Source organism: Pseudomonas sp. TE24901 (assembly GCF_054058375.1).
Genome location: NZ_JBSSAF010000014.1, coordinates 66,748 through 89,313 on the forward strand (window position 1 = coordinate 66,748; position 22,566 = coordinate 89,313).

A 22,566-nucleotide genomic window follows, 5' to 3' on the forward strand; every position below is an offset into this window, starting at 1 on the left:
AGCAAATTCTAGTTATTCAAACTATTTGATCTGGTTATAGTCATGCGCACGGACCTGAACCTGCTACGCGTCTTGTTGGCCATTCACGATTGCGGCAACGTCACCGCCGCCGCCAAGCGCCTGGGCATGAGCCAGCCCGCCGCCAGTGCCGCGTTATCGCGCTTGCGTCACTCCCTCGGCGACCCCTTATTCGTGCGCAGCGGCACCGCCATGGAGCCCACGCCACGGGCGCGTAGCATCGTCGAACGCACCCGCGAAGTGATCGCCACCATCGACCAGGAAATCCTCCCCAGCCCCACCTTCGACCCGGCGCAAAGCCGCGAAACCTTCACCTTCTGCCTCAGTGAAATCGGCGAAGTGGTGTTCCTCCCCGCCCTCTTCGACCGCCTGCGCAGCGCCGCGCCCCACGCCAAGATCCAGTGCCTGAGCCTCGGCCCCAAAGACCTCCACGACGCCCTGCGCGAAGGCCGCGTGGACTCGGCACTCGGCTACTTCCCCGACCTCGACGCGCCGAACATCTACCAGCAACGCCTGTTCGACCACGACCTGGTCTGCCTCATCGGCCGCCACCACCGCATCACCGCGCCGCAACTGAGCATGGAAGAGTTCTGCACACTGGAGCACCTGCAGGTACGCGATGGCAGCCGCAGCCAGGAAATGTACGAGAGCTTTTTGGCCGAGCAAGGGATCGAAAGGAAGATCGTGGTGCAGATGTCCCACTACATGAGCATGTCGGCCATCATCGAACGCTCGGAGTTGATCGCGGTGATGCCGAGGTCGGTGGCACATATCTATGAAAAGCACTCGGCGGTGCGAATGATTGAACCGCCGGTGGAGATACCGCCGTATAGCTTGAAACACCACTGGCATGCGCGGAATCAGAAGGATCCGCGGCATTTGTGGTTGAGGAAGGTGGTGGTGGGGATTTTTGGGGATGGGCGAAAATAGTACCCCGCTAACCCCCTGTGGGAGCGGCGGTGCGATGATTCGACTTGCTCGCGAAGGTGGTGTGTCAGTCGACTCAGATGCCAGCTGGCCTACCGCTTTTCGCAGGCAAGCCAGCTCCCAAATTTTGAGCTGTGTCCGGCCGGGAAATTGGGTACACCGCTAACCCTCTGTGGAAGCGGCGGTGCGACGATTCGACTTGCTCGCGAAGGCGGTGTGTCAGTCGATTCAAATGCCAGCTGGCCTACCGCTTTCGCAGGCAAGCCAGCTCCCACATTTGAAGCTGTGTCCGGCCGGGAAACCGGGTACACCGCTAACCCCTTGTGGGAGCGGGCTTGAAGAGTGCTTTAAACCTCCACTTCCTTCTCCAGCACCAAGGTAATCCCCGTTTGCGAGTACACCTTCGACCAGGTGTTCATCGTCTTGAAGTTATCGTGGTTGTCGCCATCCGCCGGGCCCATGAAGTCTCCGCCCGGGCGCAGCATTACGTAGTGCAGCCCCACTACAAAAGTGGTGACCACACACAACGCTCGGCGATTCGCGGCCATCGGTGGCGGTGCGCCGTGGATCACGGGGAAGCCTGCCTTCACGCAAAGCTCTTCGCACTTGGGGTACAAGGTGGCCAATGCGCTGGCCAGAAAGCCTTCCATGTAGATGGTCACGTTCAACCCCAACGTCCGCGCCGCCAACGCCACGCTGTGGGGGTAGGAGTAGCCGGCTTTGGTCGGATCGAAGGGTTTGACCACCCCGCCGGTCAGCGCGCCGGAGGTGAATTTGTAGAGTTCCACCTCACACATGTTGGTGCGCAACGCATCGGTTGCGGTCATGCCACCGGGCAAGGTTGCCTCCAGCTCCACTGCCGCGCACAACAACGACGCAGCCCCACAGGAAAAATCAAAAGCCTGTTTCTTTTTCGCAGCCGGCATAAGCACACTTCCATTGAGTTCATGCGGGCTTAACAACTCAAGAGCGGGGTTTATTCCCCGCTGTCTGGATGAATTTTTCTTTAGCCTTGACCTGCCCGCGCTGGTACAGCGCCTCGACCAGTTTCTGCCGTTCGTCCTGGGGCAAGTTGCTCGCAAATTGCGCCAGGGTGGTGTCCACCAGGGCCCTGAGCGCAACGTCTGCCTCGCGGGCCTTGGCCAGTTCGGTGACCAGCGCGTCGCGGTTCAGGGTCGGCGATTCCAGCTGCTTGATCACGCCAAGGCGTGCTTCGCGACCGGCCATGATCAGCGGCTGGCTGTCGGCACGGTTCTGGCGCAGCAGTTGGCGCAGTTCCTTGCGCCGCTCGGGCGGCAACTTGATCATCGCCTGGCGCAGGCCATGCTGGTTGACCACCGCTTCGGCGGGCTTGGCGGCTGTGGTCCAGTGGTACAAGCCACCGCCGACGCCGCCGATCAAAAACACATTGAGCAACACCGAGACGACCAACCACGGCTTGAGGGATTTGGGGGTCATTGCTCGGTTTCCTCGGCGTTGACGGTAAAGACGACGTCGGCGTCGCCCTGATCGAAGACGCTGGGCAGCACTTCGGATGACGACATCGGCAGCGGCACGCTCAGCGACGCCACCAGCACCCCGGCCGCAATACCGGCGATGCCCACCCCCACCAGGCCGGCGGGTGACAACCAACTGGCGTAGCGCGACCAGAATGACGCACGGCGCGGCGCCGACTGGCGAATCTGTCGGGCCAGCGCCGGGTCGGCGAACGCCAGCTGATGGCTGTCCAGCTGGGCATCCAGCCAACTGGCTTCGCGCAACGCCTCGCGGGCGCTGGCATTGCCGTTATCGAGCAGCGCCTGGGCGGCGGCTTGTTCGGCGACGGGCCAGCGGTGCAGGCTGGCCCCGTAGGCATCAGCCAGATGAGCAAATCGTTCGGGCGTCATGGTTTTTCCCTTCCTGGGCGGGCAAGCCCTGGTGTGTCGGCAAGTTGATTGCGCAACTGGCGTCGGGCCCGCGACAGCAGGCTCTCCAGTGCCTCGACGCTAATATTCATCAGGGCCGCGGCGTCGATGTTCGACAGCTCCTGGTAATACTGCAGCACAATGGCTTCGCGCTGGCGCTCGGGCAACGTCGCCAACGCGGCGGCCATCCTCGCACTGCGGTCGGCGGTTTCCAACTGCTCATCAAGGGACGGTGCGCTGTCCGCCAGCTCCAGCACTTCGTCCTCGTCCAACGGGCGCTCCTTGCGCCGACGCAAGCGGTCGTGGCACAGGTTCAGCGCCACCCGATGCAGCCAGGTGTCAAACCGCGCTTCGCCAGCACGCCAGTTCGCCGCATGGCGCCAGATCCGCAAGAAGCTTTCCTGGGCCACGTCCTTGGCCTCGTCGGCGTCCCCCAGGATCCGACCGGCGAGCGCCAGCAGACGCGGCAGCTTGCGCGTCACCATCTCGTTGACGGCCGCAGGTTCGTTGTTGCCGATACGTGCCAGTAGCTCAACGTCCGGATCAGTGTCTTTCAATCGGGTAATACTCGGTCCGGAGGCTAAGTTTCAGGGTTCAGCGGATCCAATGCCCTTCGCGCCAGTACCAGTTCGGCCCATGGGATTCCCAATGGCCGGGCTCCCAGCGCGCGTTGCGCATCACTGGCTGCCAGTGCCCCGGCACCCAGGCATAGGCACCGCCTTCCCAGCGCCAGTGCCCACGGTCCCAGGCGTAGCCGGGGCGTTCGGCGGGTATCACTTCAACGCGCTCGGCCGGTGGCGCCTGGCGAATGATGACTTCGGTCTGGGCAAACGTCGGGGTGCTGACAAACGCAGCGAGTGCCAGCGGGGCAAGCAAGACAAGGCGCAATTTGGCCAGTGGTTTCATGGCAACTCCTCATACGGCGAGCGAAAGTGCACGCTGCTGATGGGTTGAACGCCAGGTGCGGGAAGAATCCGTCGCGAACACCGCAGATTTTTTTACGCAATGCGTAAGAGGAGTATTGCCCAGGGGATGGCGGCGCTTGATGAAATGTTTGAAAGCATCGCGACGGATATTCCAGGGTGGCGGCGTTCAACCTGTAACGCCGAACACACCAAGAGGAAACATCATGTCCCGTCGCCTATCTATGCTGGTTGCCGCCCTGCTGATCGTGAGCCTGAGCGGCTGTGTGATCCTGCCGGAACATCGGCATTGCTGCTGGCGCTACTACGGCGCGGTCTCGACCCAGGCCGACAGCGCCGTGTCATGACGCTTAGCCTACGGCTGCAAACCCGCGGCGCCCGGCCTTGATCTCGGTGCGCAACTCGCCAATCAGGTTTGAAATGGAACGGATGCTGTCCAGGCCTTCGGGCGAGACGCGGGTCAGCAGCAAGTCGACGCGCCCCGTCACCGGCTCGAACACGCTGATGCGCAGCGAGCCGTCGCTGTTGAGGCTGCAATCACAAGACAGCGGCAAGAAGCCTGACGCCATGATGCGACTGAATTCAGTGATCGAAATCATCATAAGCCCCCGTCCCTGGGCCCTGCCCTGTCGGTGTGATGGAACCAGAGTAGATGAGCTTGCGACCCTGGCGTAACAATTAATGCAAAAGTGTTAGCTACCGCGCATTTTGCCTCGTAAACGCTGGTGCGTTGGCGCCAGGAACCCGGCACTTGACCTCTCGTCCGGTGCGCTGGCGAAGGCTTGACTCAAGGGCCGGTTCAAAAGACGCTCATGGCATTTCGCCCTCCCTTCGAGCAGCCCACCCATGAGCATCGCCCCACCGAGCCAGCCCGACAGCGACGTCTACAAAACCCTGCTGGAGTCGACCAAAGCCATCCCCTGGCGCATCGACTGGCAGACCATGACCTTCAGTTACATCGGCCCGCAGATTGAGACACTGCTGGGCTGGACCCCGCAAAGCTGGGTCAGCGTGGATGACTGGGTCGAGCGCATGCACCCCGATGACCGCGAATACGTGGTGAATTTCTGCGTGTCGCAGTCCCGTGCCGGCGTGGACCACGAGGCCGACTACCGGGCGCTCACGGTGAATGGCGACTACGTGTGGATTCGCGACGTGGTGCACGTGGTGCGCAAGGATGGCGAAGTCGAAGCACTGATCGGCTTCATGTTCGATATCAGCGAGCGCAAGAAGACCGAAGAGCACCTGATTCGCTTGCAAAAGCAGCTCGAAGAATATTCCTACCAGGACGGCCTGACCGGCATCGCCAACCGGCGCATGTTCGACATGGTTTTGGAACGCGAGTGGGCCAGCGCCCAGCGCAGCCAGTTGCCGCTGTCGCTGATCATCCTGGATATCGATTTTTTCAAGCAGTACAACGACCACTACGGCCATATCAAAGGCGATGAGTGCCTGCGCCAAGTGGCGCGCACGCTGTCGCTGGCGGCCAACCGGCCACGGGATTTCATTGCGCGCATCGGCGGCGAGGAGTTTGTGTGGTTACTGCCGGAGACCGATGCCGCCTCGGCCAGGCAGGTGGCGCAACGCTGCCTGCACTTGATTTGCCAGCAGCAGATCGAGCACGGTTTTTCACCGGTGTCGAAATTGCTGACCCTGAGCCTGGGCGTGGGCACCCATCTCGTCACGCCCGACAGCGCGATCCTGGGGTTTGTCGAGAAGGTGGACAAGTTGCTGTACCAGGCCAAGCGCAACGGGCGCATGCGCGCGGAGTTCGCCGAGGTGGAAGTTTGACGTTTGAGTCAAATCGCAGGCAAAAAAAATCCCAAGTAGCTGATGGAAACTTGGGATTTAAAAATGCATAAACCGTGGGAGGTGAACGCCCGGCTATAGTACCGATTGTAAAAACCTGTAACAAGATTATTTTAATCCTTTCGTCGGATTAAAAGTCGCGTAAGTCATTCAATAACCACATATTTTTTAAGGTAGCACGACGCACTTGTGCCACTTTTTGGTGCAAGTACTGCGACTATCACCTGACACTTCGTCGGTATATATCCGCTGTATAAATAAGGTTATTGATTATAACGGTGCGACACTTTCGGAAGAGCGAGCCTTTAGTTGCCTGCACGCCTCGGGCGGCTGGAGGTTGGCCGGCAAGGCCGCACGGGCCACGCTTTCGATATGTTGGCAAAGGGTGAGGCGCTCGGCGGCTTCCTCCCGCTCCTGGTCCACCTGCGCATTGAGCCGCACAAAGTAAACGCCCAGCAAAACCGCGACGCACAGCACGCCGACCACAAAGTAGCGAAAGCTGTTGGAGGACGGGGCTACGGGTGGGTTCATGGCACTACAGCGCCCTGCTCTTCTGGTAACGAACGTCGTCGCCGTCGACCTGATCCACCACCGACCAACCCAGGCGTTGGTAAAACCCATTGGCGCGTATCTCATCACGCCCGTCGGTGACCAGGAACAACGTGTCATGGCGTTCAAACAAGGCTGCCTCGGCAACCGCCATCAATTGGCCGCCCAGCCCTTGGTTTTCATAGGCCGGCCGCACGAACATCGCAAACACTTCGCCACTGTCCAGGTCGACCATGGAAAACCCGGCAGGCTCACCATTGACCTCGGCGATCCACACACAGGGCGCTTCACGGATGCTGCCCGCCAGCACTTCAGGGGTAATACCCCGCTCGGCCATTTGTTCTCGGCTCAGGTGGTTCTGCGTCACCGAGGTCCGAATCGCAAACAATATGTCGATGTCCTGCAGTGTCGCCAGCCGTATCCGCGTATTCATGGGCGCTTCCTCCGTTGAAGCACGCAATTGTATGCAAATAGAAACATATGCATTGTCGTGGTTTTGTAAAAAGCGCGGGATTACAGGGATTCAGTGTGCTGCTGGCGGCGGAATTGCCCGGGCGCCAAGCCGTGGGCCTTGCGGAAACAGCGGGAAAAGTACGCCTCATCGGTGAAGCCACAGCGTTGGGCGATAACGCCGATCAATTGCGCACTGTTGAGCAACAAGGTGCGCGCCAGTTGCATGCGGCGGTCGAGCACCAACTGGGAAAACGGTTTGCCGGTCTCCTTGCGCAACAAGTGGGTGAGGTAGTTGGGCGACAGGAAGGCCGCAGCAGCCGTGTCTGTCAGGTTGAGGGTGGGTTCGTGCAGGTGCTCGCGGATGTGCCCCTGAACCCGTGCCAACGCGTCCTTGCGCCCGCGCCGGGTGGCATTGCTGGCGGCAAATGCCTGCAGCGGTTCGGCGTAGGCCTGGCACACCAGGCCGATCAGCTGGAACAGGTAGCCCTTGAGGCGCTCGCGCGCGCCGAAGGTGCGGTGGGCGTCGAGGGTACGCATCTGGGTGAGCCAGGTTTTCACTTCTTCGAAGGCGGCGTCGTCGAGGATGAAGTCCAGTTGTTCCTGGAAGCGGAACGGTGCCAGTTCCGGCGCCTGGCCGATGGGGATGTCTTCCAGGTCCAGTGGGTCGCACGTCAGCTGCGGCAGGAAAAACGCCTGGCTGAAGTTGATCAACATGAACTCGCCATCCTCGGGATGAGGGATCACGTGCAGGCGATGGGGCAGGATGAACGCCAGGGCCTTGTGCGGAAACGGCCGCACCGCGCCGCCGATATGCTGCACGGTGTCGCCACCGAGGTTGATCTGGATCTGGAAATACTCATGGCGATGGGGACTGGTCAGCGCCGCCCGCCCGCGCTTGTCGCGGATGTAGAAGTCGGGGCGGTCGCTGCGTTGTTCCATGCCATAGGTGGTGACGCGGGTGCCTGGCATAACAGTCTCTCGGGTGGCCTGGGCACCACTTTAGCCTTAACCCTGGCTGAGGGTGAAACTCAACTCGCCAATGCCGTCGATGCCGGCCGTGAGCACATCCCCCGGCTGCACGGCACCCACACCTGCGGGCGTGCCGGTGAAGATCAGGTCGCCCGCCTTGAGCGCCACGGATTTGGACGCGTGGCTGATTACTTCGCTGACGGACCAGATCAGGTCGGCCAGGTCACCCACCTGGCGTTGTTCACCGTTGACCTTGAGCCAGATTTTCCCCGTTGAGGGGTGACCGATGGCACTCACGGGTTGCAAGGCGGTGTTCGGCGCCGACTCATCAAACGCCTTGGCCCATTCCCACGGACGGGAGAGTTTTTTCGCCTGGGCTTGCAGGTCACGGCGGGTCAGGTCGATGCCGACGCCATACCCCCAGACATGGGACAACGCTTCTTCAGGGCTGATATCCACCCCACCCTTGCCGATGGCCACCACCAGCTCCACTTCATGGTGCAGGTCGGCGGTCAGCGGCGGGTAAGCGATCACCCCTTCGGCGGGCACGACGGCATCCGCCGGCTTCATAAAGAAAAACGGCGGCTCGCGGTCTGGGTCATGCCCCATTTCGCGGGCGTGCTCGCTGTAGTTGCGCCCCACACAAAACACCCGGCGCAGCGGGAAACGTGCGTCGCTGCCCTGGATGGCAAGGGAGGGAATGTGCGCGGGGGTGAATACGTAATCAGTCATGGCCTATGCCTCTTCGTTTACCTGGCGCCAGTATGGCGAGGGGCACGAGGGCAAAGTTGGACAGGCTTACGCAGATTTTGTACTGGCCGGTGCTTGCTCTTGCAGCGCTCGGTCCAGCAGGCGGTACAGCGGCAGACACGCAGCCTGGATCAACAGCATACGGATAACTTGCATGGCCGTGACCAAGGTGACCGCCAACCCCAAGGCTTCGGCGGTGAGGCTCATTTCCGGGGCACTGCCGGGCATCATGCCCAGGGCCAGCGACAGCCACGGCATGCCCAACCCGGCACCGAGCCCCCACGCGGCCAGCGCAGTGGCAATCACTGAGCCCGTCAAGAGCACCAGCACCTTGGCCAGAAAACCCGGCGCACGGCGGAAAAAACGGCGGTCGAACGCAACACCCAACGCACACCCGATCAGCAACTGCCCGCATCCGCTGAGCCAGCCCGGCATACTCATCGACAAATGGTTGCAACCCACCCCCACCGCACAGATCAGGAACGGCCCGAAGGTCCAGGGGTTGGGAAGGTTGCAGCGCTTGAACGCCAGCGCGGCGAGAAAGCCCATTGCCAGGATAAAGATCAGCCAAGGCCAGATGACCGGCAACGGCTCGTGCGCCACGGAATGGGACACGCCAAAGGTAGCCACCGCGGGCACCGCCAACAGGATCAGCAGCAACCGAATGCTGTGGGCCGCCGCGATAAAACTGGTGTCCGCCTGACGCTGCCGCCCCAGGTGCACCATCTCAGTGGAGTTGGCCGGCATCAGCGCGAAGAACGCCGTGTTCAAGGCAACGCCCCATCGGTGCAAGACCAGCACCGACCCCAAGGCCAACACCAGCGTGAGCAATACTGCCGTTACGATCAGCCCCAGATGCCCCGCCACTTGCTGCATCACCGGCACGGTGAAATGGCAGCCGATGGCCACGGCCACGATCAACTGCCCGGCTTTGCGCCCGTGGGGAATTTCCGGCACCCGGCTGCCCGCGCAGCGGGTCAGCAACACCGCGAGCAATGAGCCGACCACCCAAGGCAAAGGCCACCCTGCCCACTGGGCAAGGCTGCCGCCCAAGGCGCCAACAATAAGGGTGGCAAGCCAGTAACAGCGAAGGTAAAGGGGCATGATGACATCCGGCATGGAGAAGAATGCCGACAGGTTATAGACTGCCGCGCATCACAAAAAATATCCATTTGTGAAGCAATTCATCACTCTTTGTTATGTGAGCCGGAATGAACCTCAGAGCCCTGGAATACTGCGTCGAAATCGCCCGCCAAGGCAGCTTCACCAAAGCCGCGCAGGCCCTGCATGTGGCGCAGCCGGCATTGAGCATGGCGGTCAGCCGCCTGGAAGATGAGCTGGGCGTGGCCTTGTTCAACCGGGCCACACGCCAGATCAGCGTGACGGCCGAAGGCCAGCTGTTTCTGGCTCGCGCCGAAGCGTGCCTGGAGGGTTTGGCCGGCGCACGCCGAGAACTGCAGGACTTGACGCAACTGCACAGCGGCGAAATCCGCGTCGGTGTGCCACCGATGTATGGCATCCGCCATATTCCGGATCTGTTGATGCAATTTCGTGCCCGCTACCCCGGAATTGCCATGCACGTGATCGAAGGCAGCGCTGACGACATCAGCGAACGCCTCGCGACACGGGCGATTGATGTCGCGTTGCTGGAGTCGCGGCGCGTCGAACCTGGCTGGGAGTCGGTGCTGCTGGGCAGCGATGAGATGGTGCTGTGCGTGAACGAGCATCATCCTTTGGCGGGAGCGGAATCGCTGTCAGCAGACCGCCTGCATGACGAACCGATGCTGGTGTTCGACAACACCTTCCTGCAACGTCACCTGCTGGATACTTTTTGCAGTACCGCACGGGTGCGGCTCAACATCGCCCTGGAAAGCAACTTCGTGCCGCTGGTGATAGCGGCCACGCGCAGCGGGATGGGCGCTTCTACTCTGCTGCGCTCCGTTCAGGAGCAGGAGCCAGGGTTGGTGGGTGTGTCTTTTGCGCCAGCGCAATTCATGCACTTCAACCTGTGCTGGCGCGCCGATGAATACCTGTCCCAAGCCAATCGGCGCTTTATCGACATTGCCAAGGTGTTTTTCCAGGAAGATGCCGGCTCACCACTGTCACGCTGAGCCAGTCAGGCCATTACTTGCGCGCCACTTTGTAGCGCAGGCAATCCTGGTAAAAACTCTGGCGGATGGCCTCGGGTTTCAGCCGGGAACGGCTGTCATAGGTCTGCTCGGTGATGCCCATGGCCATCATGCGCATCCACGATTTGCTGAACTTGATGGTCTGGATCTTCTGCCGCGCAGCATACAGCGACACACCCGACAGCTTGAGTTCCTGGGCCCTGGCGGCCGTGCCAGCGCCCCAACTGCACATGTACTTGTCACCCTCGCGCAGCTCCCGTGCCTGCACGGCAGCCGCGCCGCCTGCCAGGGAGCAGGCGATCAGCATGATTCCAACAGTGCGCATTTGCATCCCCACCTAACCACCTGAAAATAAAAGCGATTCTGGCGAGGATTTTGTTACAAAGGGGCCATTAAATTGCCTTATCGGTGGTTTTTTACCACTGATAAGTCGCACTCGCCTGCACGGTGCGTTGCGAGCCGTACCAGCACCACGAGTACGAGTAGCACGAGGCCACGTACTCTTTATTCGCCAGGTTGGTGGCGTTCAATGCCAGGCGCAGGTTGTCCTTGAGGCGGGTGATGTTCGGGATGTCGTAATGCACCGCCGCGTCGAACAAGGTGTAGCCCGGCACCTTCAGGGTGTTGGCGGTATCGCCCCAGGACGACCCGACATACCGCGCACCGGCGCCCGCACCAAAGCCTTTCAGGCTGCCATCATGAAAGGTGTAATCCGCCCACGCCGACGCGGTATGGCGCGGCACGCCGTAGGTGGTGGTGCCCTCGGCGGCAACGGCCGGGCCTACGGCAATGTCGCTGATCGGCGCATAACGCACGGTGCTGTTGGACTTGCTGATACGGTTGTCCAGGTAGGCGTAGGCCGCGGTGATGTCCAGGTTGTCATTGAGACTGGCCTTGCCTTCGAGCTCGAAACCACGGGACTGCACTTCGCCATCCTGGCTCTGGCAGCGGCCGGTACCGCACAAATGCGTCGGGTCCGGGTCGGTGGTCAGTACGTTGGTCTGGCGCAGGTCGAAGATCGCGGCAGTGATAAAGCTGTTGCTGCCCGGCGGCTGGTACTTGATGCCGACCTCATACTGCTTGCCTTCAGTAGGCTTGAACACCGAACCGCCATACCCCGTACCCGATTGCGGCTGGAACGACTCCGAATAGCTGGCGTACGGCGCCAGGCCGTTATCGAACAGATAGACCAGCCCCACGCGGCCGGTAAAGGCCTTGCTGTCCAGGGACGACTTGGCCTTGGCGCCGGTGCTGAGGGTCTGGGTGCTGTTGTCGGTGCTGGCCCAGTCATAGCGACCACCCAGCAGCAGCACCCACTTATCCCACTTCATCTGCTCTTGCAGGTACACGCCGGTCTGCTCGCTACGCGACGTGCCGTCGGTGGTATACGCAGGCACCGGAACCGCCGCGCCGTACACCGGATTGAAAATATCAAGGGTCGGGCCTGCGGTGTACACGCCGGAGCCCTGCTTGGTGTCGGTGCTGGTGTTCTGGTAATCGAGCCCCATCAGCAGCGTGTGCTGCAACGGGCCGGTGTCGAATTTGGCTTGCAACTGGTTGTCGAGGGTGTAGGCATCCATGTCGACGTCAGCGGCAATGGTCGAGCGTCGGATGGTGCGGTAATCCGCCATCAGGTAGTTGTTGTAGAGGCTGCGGTACTGGCCTTCGCTGCGCAGGTAACGCGCGTTCTGGCGTACGGTCCACACGTCATCGAAGTGGTGCTCGAAGGCGTAGCCGATGGAATAGTACTCGCGGTCGCTCTTCTCGAAGTTCTTCTCGCCGTCATAGAAATCCACGTCGATGCTGCGCCCGGTCGGGCTGTGCAACACCGAGCCCCAGGCTGGCACCGAACCGTAGGACGCGCCCTTGGGGTCCTTCTGAAAGTGCCCGAGCAACGTGAGCGACGTCGCCTCGTCCGGGCGCCAGGTGAATGCGGTGGACAGCGACTGACGGCGGGTCTCGGTGTGGTCCACTTGCCCATCGGCATCGTCGAAAAGCCCGGCGACGCGGTAGGAATACACGCCTTGGTCATCAATCGGCCCGCTCAGGTCGAAGGTTGTGCGCTTCTTGTTGAAAGTGCCGTACTCCACGCCAACTTCATGAAACGGCGTGTCCAGCGGGCGCTTGGTGACCATGTTGATCACGCCGCTCGGCGTGCCCTGCCCGTACAGCACCGAGGCCGGCCCGCGCAGCACTTCGACGCGCTCCAGGTCGAAGGCGTCCTTTTGCGGCAATGCATCGCGGCTCGACGGCATGCGCAAGCCGTCCAGGTAGGTGGCCGGGGAAAAGCCACGGATCGTCAGCTGGTCCAGGCGCGACGCCGTGGCGCCACGGGTTTCCGGGATCACGGCGGCGCTGTAACGCAGGATCTGGTTGAGGCTCTCGGCGTTCTGCGCGCGCATCTGGTCCTTGGTGACAATCGAGATCGACTGCGGGGTCTCGATCAGCGCGGTGTCGGTCTTGGTGCCCGACAGGCTGCGCGTGGCCACATAACCGGCCACCGGCCCGGTGGGGCTTTCGGTGCGGTAGGCACCGCTGATGGTGGTGGCCTGCAACTCCATGGCCCCGCCGTTATCCGGAATCGGCTCCAGCCGGTAGCGGTCGGCGGAGAGCTTCAGGGCCTGCAGGCCAGTGCCGGCGAGCAACTGGTTCAGCGCCACGTCGGTGTCGTACTGCCCGCTCAATCCATTGCTGTGCTTGCCCCGCGCCAGGCTCGCATCAAACGCCAGCACCAGGTTGGCCTGCTCGGCCAGGCTGTTGAGTGCCTGGCTCAAATCACCCGCGGGAATCGAGAAACGGCGCAGCGCGCTGCTGCTTTCTTCGGCGAAGGCAGGTTGAACAGACAGCAACGGCACGGCGGCAAAGGCGAACGCCACTGACAGGGCCAGTGGATGCAAGGGACGAGCAAGGCGCGACATGGGAAATCCTGCGTAATAGAGGTTCTATTAACCATGACGGCCAGGTCGGAAAATCGGGCAAGGATGAGAGCCATTTTTATTTGCGCAGCTTTTCGCAATGAGCCGGATCGTCTTTTGACGTAATCCCCCGGGCTAGTTTTTCGCGGCTTTTTCCTGCTTCACGTCGTCCCATTCTGATTTTTCCAACCGTTCATCCAGCCGCTTTTTGCTGCGGCAGACTCCGACGCCTTGCCCTTCGACGAGACGTCACGGATGACTCACACCGCCCACATTGCCTTTATCGAACACGAGCTGGATGGCTTCCATCAAAGCCTGGCGGAGTATCGCCAGCAGATGGGCGCCTGGTACTCACGCGCGTTGGATTCAGCCAGCCATGCAGCGGACTTGCCTTCGTTGCTGGGCATGGAGCGGGTGTTGCGGGTGGGTGATTCGCAGCAATCGGTGAGTGTGTCCGATGCTGATTTTTCGACCGTCACCCATTGCTCGCTGGGCGGCGAGCTGAACATCGAGAGCCTGTTCGAATCGGTGTATGACGTGCCGATCGGCAACATCCCGGTTGAGGTGATCGGGCTCGATGACGGCACCTCCACCGTGGTCATGCTCGATGAGCACGGTAAAGGCTCGCACCACTGCTCGGCGGGCAAGCGCTATCAGGTGCGGGTGTGAGGGAGCATATATTACTCACACTAGTTCCTGTCAGCCGATCCCGAATTGGAGCCCCCAAATGAGTTATCTAGAAACAGAAATTGATGAAACCTTAGAAAATCTACAAATTAAAAATACAAAGTTCAACACCGACGAACTGAAGACGTTGATCACGTCCCTTTGCAAAATTTTTTTTGGAGGCGCTCGATATCTAGACCCAAACAGCCTAAAAATCAAGCACGCCGAATACAATCCTAAATTTTGGCAAGAGGTCTCAAAACGCATATACATCGATCAGTTGATCCTGATTGTCGTCGACACTGCGTACAGGGCATGGGCGATTGAAAAAGCAGAACACATCGAGAACGTCTTGTCGGAAACTACTGGATATCCTTTTTGGATAACCGATAAAAAGTTTTCGTTCTTAATTTACATGGACGACCATGACTGCGTGAGCTTTGCCTAGACAGAGCATTACAGGGCCAATATTTCATATTCGCCCGAGCGAGTTCACCACAAAAATGTGCAGCCTAACTTTTCACAACTCACCGAATCCTTCTAACAAGACGACCACCTGATTACCTAGCACTACTTAAGCCACATTCACAACCAGACCTGAAAAACAGGCAAAAAAAGCAAATACAACAAATCTAATGCGCCAACAAAAAACATGAAGATAATCTGCGTCCCACTCACCTCGAAAGCCATGCACTTATTGGATACAGGCTCCTGCCCTGACTCATTACTCGAAACAATCAACCTCACCTCCGAAGAATATGACCGATTCTTAAAATCCGGCGCAATAGACACTATAAATGCTTCGCTTGGCAAAATAATCGATGAATACGAAGACGAAAAAATCGATACGCCTGAAGATCTCAAAAAAACACTAAGCATTTTAGAGGCGCGAAAGACAGCTACCAACTCAGACATCATAAACAAAATAATAAGTTTAAACACCTTAGCGATACACAACTATACAGGGCTATTTTTCTTCTTTTAGCCTCCTACAACATCCATTTTACAACCGCTTCAAACCATCATCATTCGAACCATAAAACCACAAAATCAAAAATCACTCAAAGGACTACGAACAAACTCACAATCGCCGGACCACTTAAAAAAGCAATCTAATCAGCAACGAGATTTTACAATGAACTATTTCGACGAAGAAGTTATTAAGGACTTCCAAAACCACAATGCAGAACTTATTATATTGACTGAGGCCGAATGCGACCTATTAATAAACGCAATCAGCAGCCTTCCTTTTTCCGGAATCCAGATCGCATGGAAGTCCTTAAAAGGAAGCACCTATCTCGGAACAATGGAATCACTAGAGGCGCAAAACTCGCTTGTGGAAAAAATCATTTCGGCCAGCGATGACGACATCCTTATAATCGGGGACACTGCTGACAACGCCTATTCAATAGACGTCAAAACCCTGGCTCTAGCAATCGAAATATTTTCGCAATTACCTCAGCATACCTTTATCACTCAAAAAAATCTCAGCTGGATAGCTTGCATATCATTTAGAGGCCACATCGATTTTTCGACGCTATAAACTTTATAGCCACGACACTTACTTAATCATTCTAAAAACACCTCAGACGTTTTAAGTCAGGTTAATCGCGACAGGGTCACCACGAAAAAAACATAACATCCAAAATCTCAAACCAATTAAAAAACCATAAACAACACCTTTTAGAGTGCTCAATTACCGAAGAGCTGAAATGAACATACTAATCACTGCAGCAATACCGGCCGACCACGGTCTATCCGTGAGCTTCCACTCGTCTGCCGGAAGTGGCACAGGCTTATGGGTAGGCATCACACCCAAAATCGGCGATGAACCGGATGTAGAGTTCGACCTAGAGGAAATCTTCTCATTGGGAAAAAACCTCATGCCCTCATCCCGAAAGACTCCCTCCATAACGGCCGTAAACGAAGTCACACAAATAACATCCGACTTATCCAGGATGAAGACGGCGAGCACACCGCGTTAAAATTCGGCGACTCAATAATCCTTATCGAACTTGACGAACCACTCACTCAAAAAGTCGGCTTTGTTGAGGTGACGGCATCAAGAATCCGCCTCTACCCCACAAACACCTGAGCCTCACCCCCACGCCACCACCAACAACCCCACCCCCAACACCAAACACAACGGCGAGTAAAAATACGTATCCAACTTCGCAAACCTGGACCCACTCACCTTCTTGAAAAAACCCACCAGCTCCGAATCCCCGATCGCCCTGGCAAACATGATCACGGCTATGGCGCTGATTCCCCATTGCAACGCGCCATGGGACACCGCCGAGAAATACAGCCCGGCGCGCAGGCAAACCAGCAGCGCTATCGCCACTAGCCCCATCGCCACCAGAAAGGTGCCCAACGCCGAAGGCTTGAATGCTGGCCGTGGCCCTCGGGCGAATTCGCCGGGTAACTGGGGGATGGCGGCCAGGCTGCCGAGCTTGCCGCCTGCGGCCCAGTACAAGTGCACCATGCTGATGCAGGTGAAAATCCCGACAATCCATCGTGCGATGACGAAGCTCATGGCTGGCTCTCCCTGAAAACGTGCGGATGAGGATAGTCGGCCTGAGATTTTTTGTAGGCATTTCGTCGGCCGCTGATGGTAAAGTGCCGCCCCATGAAAATCGCCCGTGCCGACCGCTCGCTCATTGCCTGGATGCTCTATTGCTGCGTCCTGTTCAATGTGTTCGCGTGCAGTATTGGTCATGGGCAGATGCTGGGGATGCAGCTCAATGGCATCGGCGGGCAGTTCTGTACGGTAGACCCGCGTACCCAGGCGCCGGTACAGAAGAACTCGACCGACGAGAACCTGCCGACGCTGTCGAAGGCGTTCGGTTGCCCGCTGTGTTCATCGGGTGGCATGGGCCCGGCGCTCAATACCAGCCTCAATGTGGCGGTGCTGCCACAACCTCACGCGCCACCGCCTGCGGTGGTTGTGGCTGCCGACATCCCTGCCCGCTTCACCTGGCCCACGGCTCACCCGCGCGCGCCGCCTGTTTTTGCCTGACACCTTCGCTTTCTGATCAGCACTGACCACCGTTCCCGTTGGGGATTACGGCCGGCTGTGCGTTGTTTTCAAGCCAAGTTTTTCAGGATTCAATCATGAAACATCTTCCCCTATTGGCGGGCCTGTTCGGCTGCCTGCCTGTTTGCGCCGTGGCTATCGAGTTGGCCCCCACCACCATTGATGGCGATCAAGCCGCTGAGCCTGGCCTGGTGCTGGATCAATCCAGCGGCATGGCGTCGCGCCTCGGACTGAGCGTGCGGGAGACCCCGGCGTCAGTCGCTATCGCCAATCACGATGACATCGAGCGCCATGGCGCCAAGACTTTCCGCGATGCGGCCAACACCCTGCCCGGCGTCAACGCGAGTGCGCCGCCGGGGTTTGGCGGTTTCGTGTCGTACCGTGGTTTTACCAGCAGCCAGATCACCCAGATGTTCAACGGTATCAATGTCGCCACCGGCCTGGCACGTCCGGTGGATGCGTGGATCTACGACCGCGTCGAGCTGGTGGGCGGCCCCTCCTCCCTGATCAACGGCGCCGGCTCCGTGGGCGGCTCGCTGAACTACGTGACCAAACTGGCCACCCGTGAAGAGCAAGCTGCCGAAGGCCAGCTCACCTATGGCAGCTACGACACGGCCGGCATGGCCTTCGGTGTCAACCACGCCCTGACCGAACCGGGTGCCGAGGTGCAGCACTACGCGCGCCTGGATGTGAGCCGCAACACCAACCACAGCTACATTGATCGCGATCAGCGTGATGCCTGGAGTGTGGCGTTTTCCCTCCTGAGTGACTTGACCCCCAACCTGTCCCACACCCTGGCCCTGGAATACCAGGATGAGCACGAAGACAGCCCTTACTGGGGCACGCCAGTGCTCAACCCCAAGGCCGGCGAATTGAAGATCGACCGGCATAACCGCTTCAATAACTACAACGTCGCCGATGGTCGTTATGAACAACGCACGATCTGGGCGCGCTCGATCATCGATTACCGGATCAACGACAGCACCACCCTGAAGAACACCCTGTATCACCTGGACAGCCAGCGTGATTACCGCAACCTGGAAACCTACCAGTACAACGCCGACAACAGCGCGGTGAACCGCTCCACTGCCTACCAGGTGCGCCATCAGGGTGAGCAGAACGGCAACCAGTTCGAGCTGCGTCACGACAGCAGTGTGTTCGGTTTGTCGACCACGTGGTCCGGCGGTTTTGAATACAAGGTCAACAGCACCACCAACAACCCGCTGAACGTGCCGGGCAACAGCACGGTGGACCCGAACAATTACAACCCGGGGCACTTCTATGACATCCCGGGCACCAAGCCCGGCTTTGTCAGCGACAAGACCAACGAGGTCACCACCCGTGCGTTGTTCGTGGAAAATCGCCTGGGCCTGACCGATAAACTGTCCCTGCTCACCGGCCTGCGCTACGACGCCATCGACCTGGACGTGACCAACCACCGTACGGTGACTGCAACCAACCCACGGCACTTCACCCGCCGTTGGGAACCGATAACCGGCCGCGTGGGCCTGACTTACCAGTTCATCCCGACGGCCAATGTGTATGTGCAATACAGCACCGCCGCCGAGCAGCCGAGCACGACTACGCAAGTGTTCGACGTCTCGACGGGAAAACAGTGGGAAGTGGGCAGCAAGTTCGACTACCTGGACGGTCGCGGTTCGGCCACCGTTGCCGCCTACAAGATCGAGCGCAAGGACTTTGCCGTCACCGACCCGCTGGACCCGACCAACAGCATTCCAGTGGGCGCACAATCGTCCAAGGGCATTGAGTTGGCCAGCTCGCTGCGCATCACACCGACGTTATTGGCTGAAGGCAACTTCGCCTGGGTCGACGCCGAATACGATGACTTCAACGAGAAAATCGCCAGCGGCGCGGTGGTCTCGCGCAAGGGCAATACGCCGACCAACGTGCCCAAGCAGGTGGGCAACCTGTGGCTGACCTATGACTTTGCCGAGGACTGGCAAGGCGGTGTGGATGCACGGTACGTGGCGCAAGTGTATGCAGACAATGCCAACACCCAGACGGTGCCGGCCTATACGTTGTTCGGGACATTCCTGCGCTACAAGGTAGATTCGCACACCTCGGTGACCGGTCGCGTGCGCAACCTGACCAATGAGGTGTATGCCGAGTTTGCCCATGTGTCACCGGCGTATTACCTGGGGTCGCCGAGGACCTTCGAATTGGCCGTGCAAACCAAGTTCTAAAACATACCACCCGGTCAATGTGGGAGCCGGGCTTGCCCGCGATAGCGGTATATCGGGCGATAAATTTGCTGGCTGGCTCACCGCTATCGCAGGCAAGCCAGCTCCCACATTGGGTTCTCCACTCGGCAAAATATCCCGGTTACTTGAGACTTGCCTCAACCTTCTGCGCCACATCCTCAGTCAACCACGCCTTCCACACTTCAGGATGCTCCTTGAGAAACACCTGCGCCACGTCCCGCGGCGGCGTGTGATTTTCACTCATCGCCGCCAACGCTTTATTCAACGGGTCAATCGGAAACTGAACCTTGGTGAAAAACTCAGCGATCTGCGGATGCTCCTTCTGGAACGGTGTGGACACACCAATGCTCAATTTGGACGCCAATGAACGCGTCGGCCTTGGGTTGGGGTTGTCCGCATCGGTCAGCGTTTTCCAGGCGTCGGCGTCAAACGGTGGTTCTTCCAACTGAATCAGTTTGAAACGGCCCATCAGGGGAGTCGGTGACCAGTAGTAGAACAGCACCGGCTTACCGCGACGAATCGACGAGGCGATTTCGGCATCCAAGGCTGCGCCCGAACCGCTGCGAAAATTCACGTAACTGTCGTCCAGGCCGTAGGCCTTGAGCTTCTGGGCGTTGACCACTTCAGAAGTCCAGCCGATGGGGCTGTTGAGAAAGCGACCCTTGCCGGGAGACTCCGGGTCCTTGAACACGTCCTTGTAGCGCGCCAGGTCCTGCACGCTCTTGAGGTCGGGCGCCAGCGGCTTGAGGCCTTTGGCAGGGTCGCCCTTGACCACATATTCCGGCACCCACCAGCCTTCGGTCGCGCCTTTGACCGTATCGCCCAGGCCCACCACCTTGCCTTCGGCTTCGGCCTTGATCCACACGGGGCTGCGGCCGGCCCACTCTTCGCCAATCACCTGGATGTCATTCTTGGCCAGGGCGGTTTCCAGGGTGATGGTGGTGCCGGGCAAGGTATCCGTGGGCAAGTCATAGCCCTTCTCCACGATAAACCTCAGCACCTCGGTGATGAGGCTGCCGCTTTCCCAGTTCAGGTCAGCAAAATGCACCGGCGCCTCGGCGGCACTTGCTGGCAACGTCGCCATCGACAGGCCAATGGTAGTCAGCGATGCAGCCAACAGCGTTCTCAATCCTTTCATGCCTTTGCACCTCGCGATGTCGCAGCAAATAGCGGATGGCTTTGCTGCCTATGCGCGAAGCCTCTAAGTAGTTAAGTCAACTCAACTGTAGTAGAGGTTCCGGGAGAGAACGGTACACGCGATGTTTATGGACTACTCGCTGGCCTTGAAGGTCACCAGTTCGCCCTTGCGCCACTTGGCGGCCTTGCCGGTCACGGCCTTGAGGGTCTTGGTCAGCCCTTCCTGCAATTGCTCGTTGGCGGCAAACACCAGCATGACGCTGTGGCCTTCCTTGAACACGATGCCCTGGCCTTCGGCAGAAGACACAAAGGCGTAATCGCCCAGGCCATATACGGTCAACTTGATGTCGCGGAACTTCAGTTCGAACTTGCCACCTTCACGGCTGGGCAATACGGCGGCACGAAAGTGATCGCCGACCTTGAGTTCCAGGCGTGGCTTGTCGTCCACGACCATCGCTGTTTCGGTATCGATTTCAGCGATGTAGATACCTTCCGGCGTCTGTTCAGTGATGTAAACAAAACGGGATTGAAACTGCTTGACCAACTTTGCGCGCAAATCACCCAGCACGAATAACGCGTGCATATCCAGATTACTGACTGCCAAGGAAACGCCCCCACATCAAAAAGAGCGCCGACCGCCTGAGCGGGCAGCACAAGAAAAGGCCGTAACGGCACGATCACACAACACATTCGTAAAAAAGCTGAAAAAGGGCCTGCAGCCGCGCCGCAAGACTCGTACAGACGTACGCGATAGACCTTTTGCAAGGTCATCCGGCATCACAGCAAATCACAGGTTCAACGACCAGAGAACACGGGTCGGCCAACTTCAGAGAATAACCCAATCAAAAATGCAGTTTTCCGACAGCCTAAACAAATGTAACGATCTGGCTAGGAACTCGACCAAGGCTGCCGCCAACAATACTAAAACAGCAACACGGGTCAAAACCACCCGAAACGCTGCTGGTGGGTCAACAAGATCGATCAACGGGAGCTGGCCATGCAACACTCACGACACGATACACCCTATTCCGCCACTCGTTCATCCTGCCAGGACGAGCAACCATATTACTGCCTGCATGGCCGTGACGGATACCCGGATCCGGTCCTCTACCAAGTGATTCCCGCCGGCAGGAATTTTTTTCATATCCGCGAAGTCACCAGTGGCCGGGTCAAAGGCTTTCGCAGCAACCATGACAAAGCCTGCGAGCTGGCCAAGAAACTGGAGGCGGTCCTGCAGGCCCCCTACGGCGTGGTCGTTTCATCACCTGAGTGAGTTTACTGCGCCGTCGCTGCCCAACAACTGCCATACTGGCCCGTCCATTGAAGTTTGTCCCTTGCGGGTCAGGTTTCATCAGTGCAGTTACCTCGAAGGGAAGGCTATACGTGACGGAATTTGATATTGGCGAATTTTTCATCCATGGCGATGCCAGGGAAGTAGACGGTGAGTTTCAGGCAGTCATCATCATGCGCGCCAAACCACCGCTGACCACGGTCACCACGCACCAGGTCGAAAAAGATCGCTGGTTCAAAACCGTCGACGCCGCGGCCATCGCGGCCAAGGAAGCCGCAGTCGCGTTGAAGGCTGCGGTGGATTGCGGCGCACTCAATTCCTGATAATCCGATAGAACTCTGAAGCGCGGCAGGCCTCCCATGCACAACGACCATCACCTTGCAGGGAGATCGATATGGACGCGCCCGTACCCACGCTGGAAACACTGTTTGAACAATTGGGCCTGGACTCCACGCCCGAGGCGATCGACGCATTCATCGTCGCGCACCCGCTGCCTGAAGACGTCAAGCTGATCGATGCGCCCTTCTGGACGCCCCAGCAAGCGCAGTTCCTGAAGGAAGAATTGCGCGAAGATGCCGAATGGGCGATTGCCGTGGACGAGTTGAACCAGCGCCTGCACCAACCGCAGTAAGGCTGCTCAATGCAGGCTGTCTGACTGTTCCAGGCGCAACAGCGCTTGCCAGGCAGCCTGGCATTCCTGGGCCTCTTCACGGCTGGCGAACGCCGTGCCGCGCTGTTCCCCGTTCAGCAGCACCACCCAACAAGCTTTCTGACCCAGCGCACGCAGGGTTTCAGGCACACCACTGCCGATCATCACGGCGACATCGACTTTGTTTTGCATGGCGCTTCTCCGCAGCATTAGTTAGC

30 protein-coding genes are annotated in these 22,566 nt (G+C 58.9%); 13 read left to right on the forward strand and 17 right to left on the reverse strand.

Annotated features, from left to right (window positions below):
• The first annotated feature begins 42 nt into the window (after window positions 1-42).
• A complete protein-coding gene (locus ACVWVP_RS24755) occupies window positions 43-948 on the forward strand; it encodes a LysR family transcriptional regulator (RefSeq protein WP_457408546.1) in 906 nt (301 codons plus the stop codon).
• A 344-nt stretch (window positions 949-1,292) separates the two neighbouring features.
• On the opposite strand, the gene ACVWVP_RS24760 is transcribed toward ACVWVP_RS24755, so the two are convergent.
• Genes ACVWVP_RS24760 through ACVWVP_RS24780 form a run of 5 tightly spaced genes read right to left on the reverse strand, consistent with a single transcriptional unit; the run spans window position 1,293 to window position 3,755 of the window.
• Window positions 1,293-1,871 (reverse strand): hypothetical protein, encoded by a 579-nt coding sequence (locus ACVWVP_RS24760; protein ID WP_457408549.1) that lies wholly within the window; start codon window positions 1,869-1,871, stop codon window positions 1,293-1,295.
• Between the two features lie 37 nt (window positions 1,872-1,908).
• Entirely contained in the window at window positions 1,909-2,403 is a 495-nt protein-coding gene (locus ACVWVP_RS24765; RefSeq protein WP_457408551.1) for a periplasmic heavy metal sensor, read from the reverse strand.
• Complete coding sequence (locus tag ACVWVP_RS24770) at window positions 2,400-2,831, reverse strand: hypothetical protein (protein ID WP_178923779.1); 432 nt, start codon at window positions 2,829-2,831, stop codon at window positions 2,400-2,402. The genes ACVWVP_RS24765 and ACVWVP_RS24770 overlap by 4 nt, the downstream gene beginning before the upstream one ends.
• The gene (locus tag ACVWVP_RS24775; RefSeq protein ID WP_178923781.1) at window positions 2,828-3,406 is read right to left on the reverse strand and encodes an RNA polymerase sigma factor; all 579 of its coding nucleotides are present in this window, start codon (window positions 3,404-3,406) and stop codon (window positions 2,828-2,830) included. The genes ACVWVP_RS24770 and ACVWVP_RS24775 overlap by 4 nt, the downstream gene beginning before the upstream one ends.
• A 37-nt stretch (window positions 3,407-3,443) precedes the next feature.
• Entirely contained in the window at window positions 3,444-3,755 is a 312-nt protein-coding gene (locus ACVWVP_RS24780) for a YXWGXW repeat-containing protein (RefSeq protein ID WP_176997828.1), read from the reverse strand.
• Window positions 3,756-3,978: 223 nt separating this feature from the next.
• Between ACVWVP_RS24780 and ACVWVP_RS24785 the strand changes: the two genes are divergently transcribed.
• Window positions 3,979-4,119: a hypothetical protein gene (locus ACVWVP_RS24785; protein WP_178923785.1), complete on the forward strand. Its 141-nt coding sequence runs from the start codon at window positions 3,979-3,981 to the stop codon at window positions 4,117-4,119.
• A 3-nt stretch (window positions 4,120-4,122) separates the two neighbouring features.
• On the opposite strand, the gene ACVWVP_RS24790 is transcribed toward ACVWVP_RS24785, so the two are convergent.
• Entirely contained in the window at window positions 4,123-4,371 is a 249-nt protein-coding gene (locus tag ACVWVP_RS24790; RefSeq protein ID WP_178923802.1) for a DUF1652 domain-containing protein, read from the reverse strand.
• Between the two features lie 247 nt (window positions 4,372-4,618).
• On the opposite strand from ACVWVP_RS24790, the gene ACVWVP_RS24795 reads away from it, so the two are divergent.
• On the forward strand, window positions 4,619-5,563 hold the full coding sequence (locus ACVWVP_RS24795) for a sensor domain-containing diguanylate cyclase (protein WP_457408554.1): 945 nt from the start codon (window positions 4,619-4,621) through the stop codon (window positions 5,561-5,563).
• A gap of 288 nt (window positions 5,564-5,851) precedes the next feature.
• Here the strand turns inward: ACVWVP_RS24795 and ACVWVP_RS24800 are convergent, their stop codons facing one another.
• The 5 genes from ACVWVP_RS24800 to ACVWVP_RS24820 all read right to left on the reverse strand — a co-directional run bounded on the left by ACVWVP_RS24800 (window position 5,852) and on the right by ACVWVP_RS24820 (window position 9,406).
• Window positions 5,852-6,112, reverse strand: a complete 261-nt coding sequence (locus ACVWVP_RS24800; RefSeq protein ID WP_457408557.1) for a hypothetical protein — start codon at window positions 6,110-6,112, stop codon at window positions 5,852-5,854.
• A gap of 4 nt (window positions 6,113-6,116) precedes the next feature.
• Window positions 6,117-6,563: a GNAT family N-acetyltransferase gene (locus ACVWVP_RS24805; protein WP_457408559.1), complete on the reverse strand. Its 447-nt coding sequence runs from the start codon at window positions 6,561-6,563 to the stop codon at window positions 6,117-6,119.
• An 80-nt stretch (window positions 6,564-6,643) separates the two neighbouring features.
• The gene (locus tag ACVWVP_RS24810) at window positions 6,644-7,552 is read right to left on the reverse strand and encodes a helix-turn-helix transcriptional regulator (protein WP_259175592.1); all 909 of its coding nucleotides are present in this window, start codon (window positions 7,550-7,552) and stop codon (window positions 6,644-6,646) included.
• A 36-nt stretch (window positions 7,553-7,588) separates the two neighbouring features.
• Entirely contained in the window at window positions 7,589-8,284 is a 696-nt protein-coding gene (locus ACVWVP_RS24815) for a fumarylacetoacetate hydrolase family protein (RefSeq protein ID WP_457408562.1), read from the reverse strand.
• A 66-nt stretch (window positions 8,285-8,350) separates the two neighbouring features.
• Complete coding sequence (locus ACVWVP_RS24820) at window positions 8,351-9,406, reverse strand: AbrB family transcriptional regulator (protein WP_457408564.1); 1,056 nt, start codon at window positions 9,404-9,406, stop codon at window positions 8,351-8,353.
• A gap of 107 nt (window positions 9,407-9,513) precedes the next feature.
• Here ACVWVP_RS24820 and ACVWVP_RS24825 point away from each other — a divergent pair, with 107 nt between their 5' ends.
• Window positions 9,514-10,413, forward strand: a complete 900-nt coding sequence (locus tag ACVWVP_RS24825; protein WP_259175588.1) for a LysR family transcriptional regulator — start codon at window positions 9,514-9,516, stop codon at window positions 10,411-10,413.
• Window positions 10,414-10,426: 13 nt separating this feature from the next.
• Here ACVWVP_RS24825 and ACVWVP_RS24830 read toward each other — a convergent pair whose 3' ends face one another.
• Window positions 10,427-10,756 (reverse strand): hypothetical protein, encoded by a 330-nt coding sequence (locus ACVWVP_RS24830; RefSeq protein ID WP_065906328.1) that lies wholly within the window; start codon window positions 10,754-10,756, stop codon window positions 10,427-10,429.
• 91 nt (window positions 10,757-10,847) lie between these two features.
• Window positions 10,848-13,349: a TonB-dependent siderophore receptor gene (locus ACVWVP_RS24835; RefSeq protein ID WP_457408567.1), complete on the reverse strand. Its 2,502-nt coding sequence runs from the start codon at window positions 13,347-13,349 to the stop codon at window positions 10,848-10,850.
• 252 nt (window positions 13,350-13,601) lie between these two features.
• Between ACVWVP_RS24835 and ACVWVP_RS24840 the strand changes: the two genes are divergently transcribed.
• The 4 genes from ACVWVP_RS24840 (at window position 13,602) to ACVWVP_RS24855 (ending at window position 15,555) form a co-directional block, all read left to right on the forward strand.
• On the forward strand, window positions 13,602-14,015 hold the full coding sequence (locus tag ACVWVP_RS24840) for a hypothetical protein (protein WP_457408569.1): 414 nt from the start codon (window positions 13,602-13,604) through the stop codon (window positions 14,013-14,015).
• 58 nt (window positions 14,016-14,073) lie between these two features.
• Complete coding sequence (locus ACVWVP_RS24845; protein ID WP_457408571.1) at window positions 14,074-14,460, forward strand: hypothetical protein; 387 nt, start codon at window positions 14,074-14,076, stop codon at window positions 14,458-14,460.
• A 240-nt stretch (window positions 14,461-14,700) separates the two neighbouring features.
• Complete coding sequence (locus tag ACVWVP_RS24850; protein WP_457408574.1) at window positions 14,701-14,997, forward strand: hypothetical protein; 297 nt, start codon at window positions 14,701-14,703, stop codon at window positions 14,995-14,997.
• A 150-nt stretch (window positions 14,998-15,147) separates the two neighbouring features.
• On the forward strand, window positions 15,148-15,555 hold the full coding sequence (locus tag ACVWVP_RS24855) for a hypothetical protein (RefSeq protein ID WP_457408576.1): 408 nt from the start codon (window positions 15,148-15,150) through the stop codon (window positions 15,553-15,555).
• Between the two features lie 555 nt (window positions 15,556-16,110).
• Here the strand turns inward: ACVWVP_RS24855 and ACVWVP_RS24860 are convergent.
• Window positions 16,111-16,548, reverse strand: coding sequence for a DUF3995 domain-containing protein (locus ACVWVP_RS24860; protein WP_176999060.1), 438 nt, complete (start codon window positions 16,546-16,548; stop codon window positions 16,111-16,113).
• A 93-nt stretch (window positions 16,549-16,641) separates the two neighbouring features.
• On the opposite strand from ACVWVP_RS24860, the gene ACVWVP_RS24865 reads away from it, so the two are divergent.
• Together ACVWVP_RS24865 and ACVWVP_RS24870 are read left to right on the forward strand one after the other, a co-directional pair.
• Window positions 16,642-17,031: a DUF2946 domain-containing protein gene (locus ACVWVP_RS24865; RefSeq protein WP_457408577.1), complete on the forward strand. Its 390-nt coding sequence runs from the start codon at window positions 16,642-16,644 to the stop codon at window positions 17,029-17,031.
• 95 nt (window positions 17,032-17,126) lie between these two features.
• Window positions 17,127-19,253 carry a TonB-dependent receptor gene (locus tag ACVWVP_RS24870; protein WP_457408578.1) on the forward strand — a complete coding sequence of 709 codons (2,127 nt, stop codon included), beginning with the start codon at window positions 17,127-17,129 and terminating at the stop codon, window positions 19,251-19,253.
• 139 nt (window positions 19,254-19,392) lie between these two features.
• On the opposite strand, the gene ACVWVP_RS24875 is transcribed toward ACVWVP_RS24870, so the two are convergent.
• Both ACVWVP_RS24875 and ACVWVP_RS24880 read right to left on the reverse strand, forming a co-directional pair.
• A complete protein-coding gene (locus ACVWVP_RS24875) occupies window positions 19,393-20,409 on the reverse strand; it encodes an ABC transporter substrate-binding protein (protein ID WP_457408580.1) in 1,017 nt (338 codons plus the stop codon).
• A 132-nt stretch (window positions 20,410-20,541) separates the two neighbouring features.
• Complete coding sequence (locus tag ACVWVP_RS24880; RefSeq protein WP_174244875.1) at window positions 20,542-20,991, reverse strand: hypothetical protein; 450 nt, start codon at window positions 20,989-20,991, stop codon at window positions 20,542-20,544.
• A 414-nt stretch (window positions 20,992-21,405) separates the two neighbouring features.
• On the opposite strand from ACVWVP_RS24880, the gene ACVWVP_RS24885 reads away from it, so the two are divergent.
• The 3 genes from ACVWVP_RS24885 to ACVWVP_RS24895 all read left to right on the forward strand — a co-directional run bounded on the left by ACVWVP_RS24885 (window position 21,406) and on the right by ACVWVP_RS24895 (window position 22,330).
• Window positions 21,406-21,681, forward strand: a complete 276-nt coding sequence (locus ACVWVP_RS24885; RefSeq protein ID WP_218647132.1) for a hypothetical protein — start codon at window positions 21,406-21,408, stop codon at window positions 21,679-21,681.
• 110 nt (window positions 21,682-21,791) lie between these two features.
• The gene (locus ACVWVP_RS24890) at window positions 21,792-22,022 is read left to right on the forward strand and encodes a hypothetical protein (protein WP_178923303.1); all 231 of its coding nucleotides are present in this window, start codon (window positions 21,792-21,794) and stop codon (window positions 22,020-22,022) included.
• A gap of 71 nt (window positions 22,023-22,093) precedes the next feature.
• Window positions 22,094-22,330, forward strand: a complete 237-nt coding sequence (locus ACVWVP_RS24895; RefSeq protein WP_178923304.1) for a DUF2789 domain-containing protein — start codon at window positions 22,094-22,096, stop codon at window positions 22,328-22,330.
• Window positions 22,331-22,336: 6 nt separating this feature from the next.
• On the opposite strand, the gene ACVWVP_RS24900 is transcribed toward ACVWVP_RS24895, so the two are convergent.
• A complete protein-coding gene (locus ACVWVP_RS24900; RefSeq protein ID WP_176999053.1) occupies window positions 22,337-22,540 on the reverse strand; it encodes a hypothetical protein in 204 nt (67 codons plus the stop codon).
• Window positions 22,541-22,566: the final 26 nt, after the last annotated feature.